This is a genomic window from Mycolicibacterium septicum DSM 44393 (genome assembly GCF_000455325.1).
In the GTDB taxonomy this organism is placed as follows: Bacteria; Actinomycetota; Actinomycetes; order Mycobacteriales; family Mycobacteriaceae; genus Mycobacterium; species Mycobacterium septicum.
On sequence record NZ_HG322953.1, the window covers coordinates 569,833 to 576,665 of the forward strand.

The 6,833-nt window shown below is 67.1% G+C and carries 7 protein-coding genes and 1 pseudogene; 7 read left to right on the forward strand and 1 reads right to left on the reverse strand.

The genetic code is table 11. The annotated features are described in order from the left end of the window. Positions 1–351: pseudogene (locus TX88_RS35425) on the reverse strand (ABC transporter ATP-binding protein/permease); the annotation flags it as partial. Positions 352–654: 303 nt separating this feature from the next. Between TX88_RS35425 and TX88_RS29515 the strand changes: the two are divergent. The 7 genes from TX88_RS29515 to TX88_RS35430 form a co-directional block, all read left to right on the forward strand. Next, positions 655–2,115, forward strand: a complete 1,461-nt coding sequence (locus TX88_RS29515; RefSeq protein ID WP_044523359.1) for an APC family permease — start codon at positions 655–657, stop codon at positions 2,113–2,115. Further along, on the forward strand, positions 2,112–2,813 hold the full coding sequence (locus TX88_RS29520; protein WP_044523361.1) for an SDR family NAD(P)-dependent oxidoreductase: 702 nt from the start codon (positions 2,112–2,114) through the stop codon (positions 2,811–2,813). The genes TX88_RS29515 and TX88_RS29520 overlap by 4 nt, the downstream gene beginning before the upstream one ends. Before the next feature lies 1 nt (position 2,814). Beyond that, complete coding sequence (locus tag TX88_RS29525; RefSeq protein WP_084622249.1) at positions 2,815–3,516, forward strand: SDR family NAD(P)-dependent oxidoreductase; 702 nt, start codon at positions 2,815–2,817, stop codon at positions 3,514–3,516. Positions 3,517–3,528: 12 nt separating this feature from the next. Further along, a complete protein-coding gene (gene speB / locus TX88_RS29530; RefSeq protein ID WP_044523367.1) occupies positions 3,529–4,503 on the forward strand; it encodes an agmatinase in 975 nt (324 codons plus the stop codon). Continuing rightward, positions 4,500–5,387 (forward strand): polysaccharide deacetylase family protein, encoded by an 888-nt coding sequence (locus TX88_RS29535; protein ID WP_044523369.1) that lies wholly within the window; start codon positions 4,500–4,502, stop codon positions 5,385–5,387. The genes speB and TX88_RS29535 overlap by 4 nt, the downstream gene beginning before the upstream one ends. A 12-nt stretch (positions 5,388–5,399) precedes the next feature. Further along, positions 5,400–6,458 carry a Rieske 2Fe-2S domain-containing protein gene (locus TX88_RS29540; protein WP_044523370.1) on the forward strand — a complete coding sequence of 353 codons (1,059 nt, stop codon included), beginning with the start codon at positions 5,400–5,402 and terminating at the stop codon, positions 6,456–6,458. A 13-nt stretch (positions 6,459–6,471) separates the two neighbouring features. Then, the coding region (locus TX88_RS35430; protein ID WP_244438703.1) for a ferredoxin reductase at positions 6,472–6,833 on the forward strand (362 nt) is incomplete at its 3' end.

Below are 6,833 nucleotides of genomic sequence, written 5' to 3' on the forward strand. Positions count from 1 at the left end.
GGAGTCTTTGACCGCGTCGTTGCCGGTGGCCAGGCCCTGCACCGCGACCTGTGCCGCCGAGTACAGGTCGTTGCTCTGGTAGCTGAACAACACCGCCAGCCGCACACCGATGATCACCGACAGCAACATCGCGGCCAGTGTCAGCCACGGCTTGAGGCTGTGGCGCCCGGTGAAGTACGCGCCGGTGACGGTCCAGAACTGCCGGCCCCAGGTGGTGAACCGGGCGAGCAGGATCAGTACCGCCAGGGTGCACACCGCCGTGATGGTCCAGGCCTGCGCCAACCACCACAGGGAGTGCAGTAGCTCCGAACTCCAGTCGATCGAGGGCGAGAACGGTTTGACGTCATTCACCGGGATCCCTCCTGAGCTGCCGACGGACCTGCCGGCCGGATTTCCAGAGGTGCCTGCGTGGAAGCTACCGCAGCCGGTCGGTCCGGTCTCAGCGCAACACCGAGAGCGCGCTCACCAATCTCCAACGCACCCACGTGAAGTCCACAAGACCGGAATGTTTCGGCGCCGGTGTGGCGGCTGTACGTCTCTACAGTCCGCGACGGCGCGACTGTAGGGCCAACCCGGGATTGCCGCATTGGGATGCCGCGCGCCCGAGCCCATGTCCATACTTCGGTGTCTTGGTCGCGGCGAAAGGTGGTACATATGGCGTCTGGCAGCCAAATAGATTCTGCGCCAGTGGAATTGAAGCGTGAGTTCTCGCTGTGGTCGGCGTTTGCCTTCGCGTTCGCGTTCATCTCTCCCATCGTTGCGATGTACGGGATCTACGGTCTGTCGCTGTCGACCGCCGGCCCCGGTTTCTGGTGGACGTTCGTCATCGTCGGGACGGGCCAGTTCATCGTCGCCATGGCGTTCGCCGAACTGGTGTCACGATGGCCGTTCGAAGGGTCCATCTATCAGTGGACCAAGCGCCTGGCCGGGGAAGTGGCCGGCTGGTTCGCCGGCTGGGTGTACATGTGGGCCCTGGTGATCATCATGGCCACCGTCGCCTACGCCGGGGCCGGATTCCTGGCCCAGCTCATCGGCATCGAGAGCCCCAGCGCCGTCCAGCAGAGCACCATCGCGCTGCTCATCCTGCTCGCCGGCACCGGAGCCAACATTCTGGGCCGCGGGCTGCTGAAGGCGCTGATGGTCGGCAGCATCATCGCCGAGATCGTGGCCTCCGTCGGACTGGGTACCTACCTGCTGCTGTTCCACCGGCATCACGGATTCGACGCCGTGCTGCACGGTTTCGACCTGAACAGCGGTTGGACCTGGGCGTACGCATCGGGCCCGTTCCTGGCCGCGCTGGCCTTCACCGGTTGGTCCATCCTCGGCTTCGAGAGTGCCGGCGCGATCGCCGAGGAAGTCAAGGAGCCTCGGCGCAATGTGCCCAAGGCCATGCTGTTCTCGATCGCCTTCATCGCCCTGGTGATCGCGTACGCGTCGCTCGCCGTGACCCTGGCGGTGCCCGACTTCGACAAGGTCACCTCGGGTGAGGTCTCCGACCCGGTGACCTACGTGCTCGGCAGCGCACTGGGTGATGCCGCGGTCAAGCCGATCCTGTTCGCCTTCGTGATCGGTTTCCTGGCAAGCTTTCTGGCCCTGCAGGCGTCGGCGTCGCGGGTGATCTGGTCCTTCGCTCGTGATGAGGTGTTGCCCGCGTCGCGGATCCTGGTCAAGCTGTCCAAAGCCGAGGCTCAGCCGATCTACGCGATCATCGTCACCACCATCATCGGTGCCTTCGTCTACCTCATCTCGGCCACCGACGTGTATTCGGTGCTGGTCACCTTCACCGCGGGCGGCTACTACCTGGCCTTCCTGTTCCCGCTGCTGACCGGGCTGGTCGCCCGGCTGCGAGGCAAATGGGAGCCCGGGCCGTGGAACCTCGGCCGGTGGGGTACGCCGGTGGCGGTGCTGGCGGTGCTGTGGGTGGGCTTCGAGTTCACGAACATCGTCTGGCCCCGCACCGTGTCCGATTCCTGGTACATCAACTGGGCGTTCTTCGTGGCGATGGGCGTGATCCTGGCACTGGGCAGCGTCATCGTGAAGGCCCGAAAGGTGGGGCAGCCCAAGACCGGTGACCCCGCCGCGGAGGCACCGGAACTGACCAAGGAGCCGGTGTGAACGCCGACAGGCCCGTGGCGGTGGTAACCGGTGCCGGCAGCGGCATCGGGGCGGCGATCGCGGCGCTGCTGCAGGAGCGGGGTTGGGCCGTCGCGTCCATCTCGCGGGAACCCGCGCCCGACACCGACCTGTGGCTCGTCGCCGACGTCGCCGACGAAACCGCCGTCGACGAGGCGATCACCCAGGTGCGCAAGGCCTTCGGCCGGATCGACGCCGCGGTCATCTGCGCCGGGCACTACGCGGAGACCCCGGCTCTGGAGATCGATCAGCCGGCCTGGGAGCGGATGCTGCGCGTGCACGTGGGCGGTCTGGCCCACGTGTGCCGGGCCGTGCTGCCCGACATGCGCCGGCAGGGCAGCGGACGCATCGTCGGTATCGCCTCGGAGCGGGCCATCGGCGGGGGCAGCAACGACGCCCACTACGCAGCGGCCAAAGGGGCGGCGCTGAGCCTGCTGCGCAGCATCGCCGTGGAGGTCGCCGCCAACGGGGTCCGGGTCAACGCCGTGGCACCCGGGCCGTGCGACACCCCGCTGCTGGAAGCCGAATCATGGGAACGCGCCGAGGAATTCGTCTCGACCCTGCCGGCCCGGCGCATCGCGCTGCCCAGCGAGGTCGCCGAACTGGTCCGCGGCCTGCTGGAGGAGGACCTGTTCCTGTGCGGAGAAGTGTTGTCGGTCAACAGCGGAACGGTGATATGAGATGACCTCAATCGATCGGGTGCTCATCACGGGTGTCGACACCAGGCTCGGCGCCGCGGTGCGTGATCATTTCGCCGGACGAGGTGCGCTGACGGTGGGAACGGTCACCGCGGAAGGTGATCCGGGGCCGGACGGGGAGTTGACGCTCACCGCGAACCCGGCGGACCGGGCCGAGGTGCGCCATGTGGTGGCCAAGGCCGCCGCACACATGGGTGGCGTCGATGTACTGGTCGTGGCGCACGGGCTACCCGTGGCGGCGCCGCTCACCGATCAGCCGATGGCCGAATTCTGGGCCCATGTCGAGGCCACCCTGACCGGCAGCTTCCTGTACGCGCAGGCCGCCGCGGATCACATGCGGCACAGCGGGACCGGCGGACGCATCGTGTTGACCACCTCGCGCTGGCATGTCGGCGGAGACGGCCTCGCAGCGGTCGCCACGGCGGCCGGAGGGATCGTCGCGCTCACCAAATCGTTGACCCGTGACTTCGGTGGCTTCGGGGTCGGCGTGAACGCCGTCGCCCTCGGTGCCCTGGATTCGGAATGGTCGGTCTGTGACGGCGCAGGCGGGCAGCCGCCGGGCGGGCGGACCGGCACCGTCGAGCAGGCCGCCGCGGTCATCGGACTGTTGAGCCGGCGTCAACTCGGTGCGGCCGTGGGGCAGATCGTCAATGTCGATGGCGGGTTGTCCCGAAATCGTGTCTAGGAAAGGCAATCAATGAACCAAGCAATACCCGGGGGCAATGCCCGCGACGCGATCGTGGGCCCGGCGGACCCCCAGGTGCAGCCGCGCTACGCAGGGTGGACGACCTTCGCCCGGCTGCCCCGGCTGTCAGACGTGGCACGGGCCGACGTCGTGGTGGTGGGCGTACCGTTTGACAGCGCTGTGACCTACCGGCCCGGAGCCCGGTTCGGCCCCAACGCGATTCGTCAAGGATCCCGTCTCATCCGTGGCTACAACCCCGAACTCGACATCAAACCGTTCGAGGTCTGCCAGTTCGCCGACGCCGGCGACATCGCGTGCAACCCATTCGACATCGGCGAGGCGGTTGACCAGATCGCGGCGCAGCTGACCGAACTTCAGGCCGAGGGGACGCGTGCGGTGATCCTCGGCGGTGATCACTCGGTGGCGCTGCCGTCGTTGCGCGCGGTCCACGCGGTGCACGGCCCGGTGGCGCTGGTGCATTTCGACGCGCACCTGGACACCTGGGACAGCTACTACGGGGCCGACATCACCCACGGTTCACCGTTCCGGCGAGCCTTCGAGGAAGGCCTGTTGCTCGATCGCAGCCTGCACGTCGGGGTGCGCGGATCCATCTATGACAAGCAGGATCTGGTCGAGGATGCGAACTTCGGCTTCTCCGTGATCACCTGCAAGCAGATCGGTGCGCTCGGAACCGACGGCATCATCGAGCGCATCCGCGAGCGGGTGGGAGACGCGCCGGTGTACGTCTCGGTCGACATCGACGTGCTCGACCCGGCGCACGCGCCGGGCACCGGCACGCCCGAGGCCGGCGGCATGACCAGCCGTGAACTGCTCGAGATCGTGCGCGCGCTGGACAGCGTGAACCTGGTCGGCGTCGACGTGGTGGAAGTGTCACCGGCCTACGACCATGCCGAGATCACCGCGATCGCCGCCGCCAACGTCACCTGGGAATTCCTGTCCGTCTTCGGAAGAAAGGCTCGATCATGATCCCCTTGACGCCTGCCGGGCCGGTGTCCTGGCCGGAGGGAAAGCGTTGCGCTGTCGCATTCACCTTCGACGTGGATGCCGAATCTCCGCTGTTGACCACCGATCCGGCGTTCGCCGACCGCATGGGCACGATGTCGCACCAGGCCTACGGTCCGCTGGTCGGGGTTCCCCGCCTGCTGTCGATACTCGACGAATTGCAGGTTCCGGCAACGTTCTTCGTGCCCGGCTACACCGCGCACCGGCACCCGGAGCCGATCCGGTCGATCGCGGCGGCCGGGCACGAGATCGCCCATCACGGCTACCTGCACGAGTCGCTGGTCGGCGTCGACGAACAGACGGAGCGCGAGATTCTGGACCGTGGGCTGCGGGCGCTGCAGGAGGTGGTCGGGGTGACACCGGTCGGCTATCGCGCCCCGATGTGGGAGATGAACTGGCACACACCGAAACTGCTCGCCGAGTTCGGCTTCCTCTACGACTCCACCCTGATGGATTCCGATCACCCGTACGAGCTGGCCGTCGATGACCAGTCCGCGCTGGTGGAACTCCCGGTGAGCTGGGCGCTGGACGATTGGCAGCAGTACTGCTTCGTTCCCGATTTCTCCGGGACCGGCCTGATCGAGACGCCGGCCAAGGCCATCGAGCTGTGGCGCGCCGAACTCGACGCGATGCGTGATGTCGGCGGTGCCTGGATCCTGACCAACCATCCGTTCCTCAGCGGACGCCCGGGCCGCGCGGCGGCGTTGCGCGAGTTCATCGCCGAAGTGTGTGCCATGGACGACGTCTGGGTCGCGGGCATGGCTGAGATCGCCGGATACGTCCGTGAACAGGCGTTGACGCCGCGCACCCTGACCCGCCCCGAGCTGAACATCCCCGCCGAACCTTAAGGAGAATTCTCGATGAAACGCGAAGCCCTCACCCCGGACAAGCTGCGCGAGGCCTACCAGCATGTGTGGTTCGTGGTGGCCCGGTCCCAGGACATCGACACCCCGCAGTCTGCCACCCTGCTCGACCACAAGCTGGTGGTGTTCCGTGATTCCACCGGTGCGGCCCGGGTGACCGACCGGCGCTGCATCCACCGGGGCGGCAACCTGGCCGACGGCAAGGTCGTCGGCGACAGCATCGCCTGCCCGTACCATGGCTGGCGGTTCGACGGGCAGAGTGGGCAGTGCAGTCACATCCCGTCTCTGGCTGAGGGGCAACGGATTCCGCCGAAGGCGGAGATCAAGTCCTATCCGGTGATCGAGCGGTTCGAACATGTCTGGACGTGCCTGGGCGACCCGGTGTTCGACCTGCCACATCCGCCTGAGATCGGCGGCCTGGAGCTGGAGTGGCGTGCGGCGGAGCCCATTCACGCCGAGTGCGGATTCATGGCGGCCACCGAGAACTTCCGGGACATGGCGCATTTCCCGTTCGTGCATGCGCCGTCGATGGGCGAGGTGAACCCGGTGGTGGACGAGCTCGCCGTCAAGCGTGACGGTCGGGAGGTGTGGGCGTCCTACTTCTACCCGGGGGTGCCCGATTCGGACTTCTCCGATGTCGGCGATGCCTGGATGCATTACCACTCGTACGCGCCGGGAATCGCGACCATCCTGTACGACTTCGGCGAGCCGCTCGGCAAGCGGTATCTGGTGGATTTCCCGTCGCCGGTCAGCTACGACAAGTGCATCATCTTCTGGGGTGTGGCCACCGACAAGGATTTCCGCGGCGGAACGGTCGACGAGATCCTGGAGATCGAGACGAAGGTCTTCAACGAGGACACCCCGGTGCTCGAAGGTCTTGAGCCCAAGGAGGTTCCGCTTGCCGGGCAGGCGTTCGAGGTGTCGGCGCCGGCCGACATCTACACGCTGAACTACCGGCGCGCGACCCAGCATGCGGTGCAGACGATTCAGCAGGAGCGGGACCTCATCGCGGCGCAGACCGAGGTTCCCGCCGAAAACGGCCACGCCCGCGTCTGAGCCGACACCAGGTATGAAACTTCACGTCATTCAACTGCGGCTGGAAGCCACCGAGGTGATCTCGGTGGTGCTCGCCAGCCCCACCGGCGACCGGCTGCCCGCATGGGCAGCCGGTGCGCACATCCCCATCACATTGCCGTCCGGACGCGTCCGGCAGTACTCCCTGTGCGGTCCGCGCGACGATCCGTACCGGTACACCATCGCGGTGCTGCGGGTCGCCGACGGCCGCGGTGGCTCTCGCGAGGTGCACGAGATGCTGCGCATCGGCGACGTGGTCGAGGTCGGGGTGCCCCAGAACGCCTTCGCGCTGAGCCCGGCGCCGCGGTACGTCTTCATCGCCGGCGGTATCGGAATAACCCCGATCGCGGCGATGAT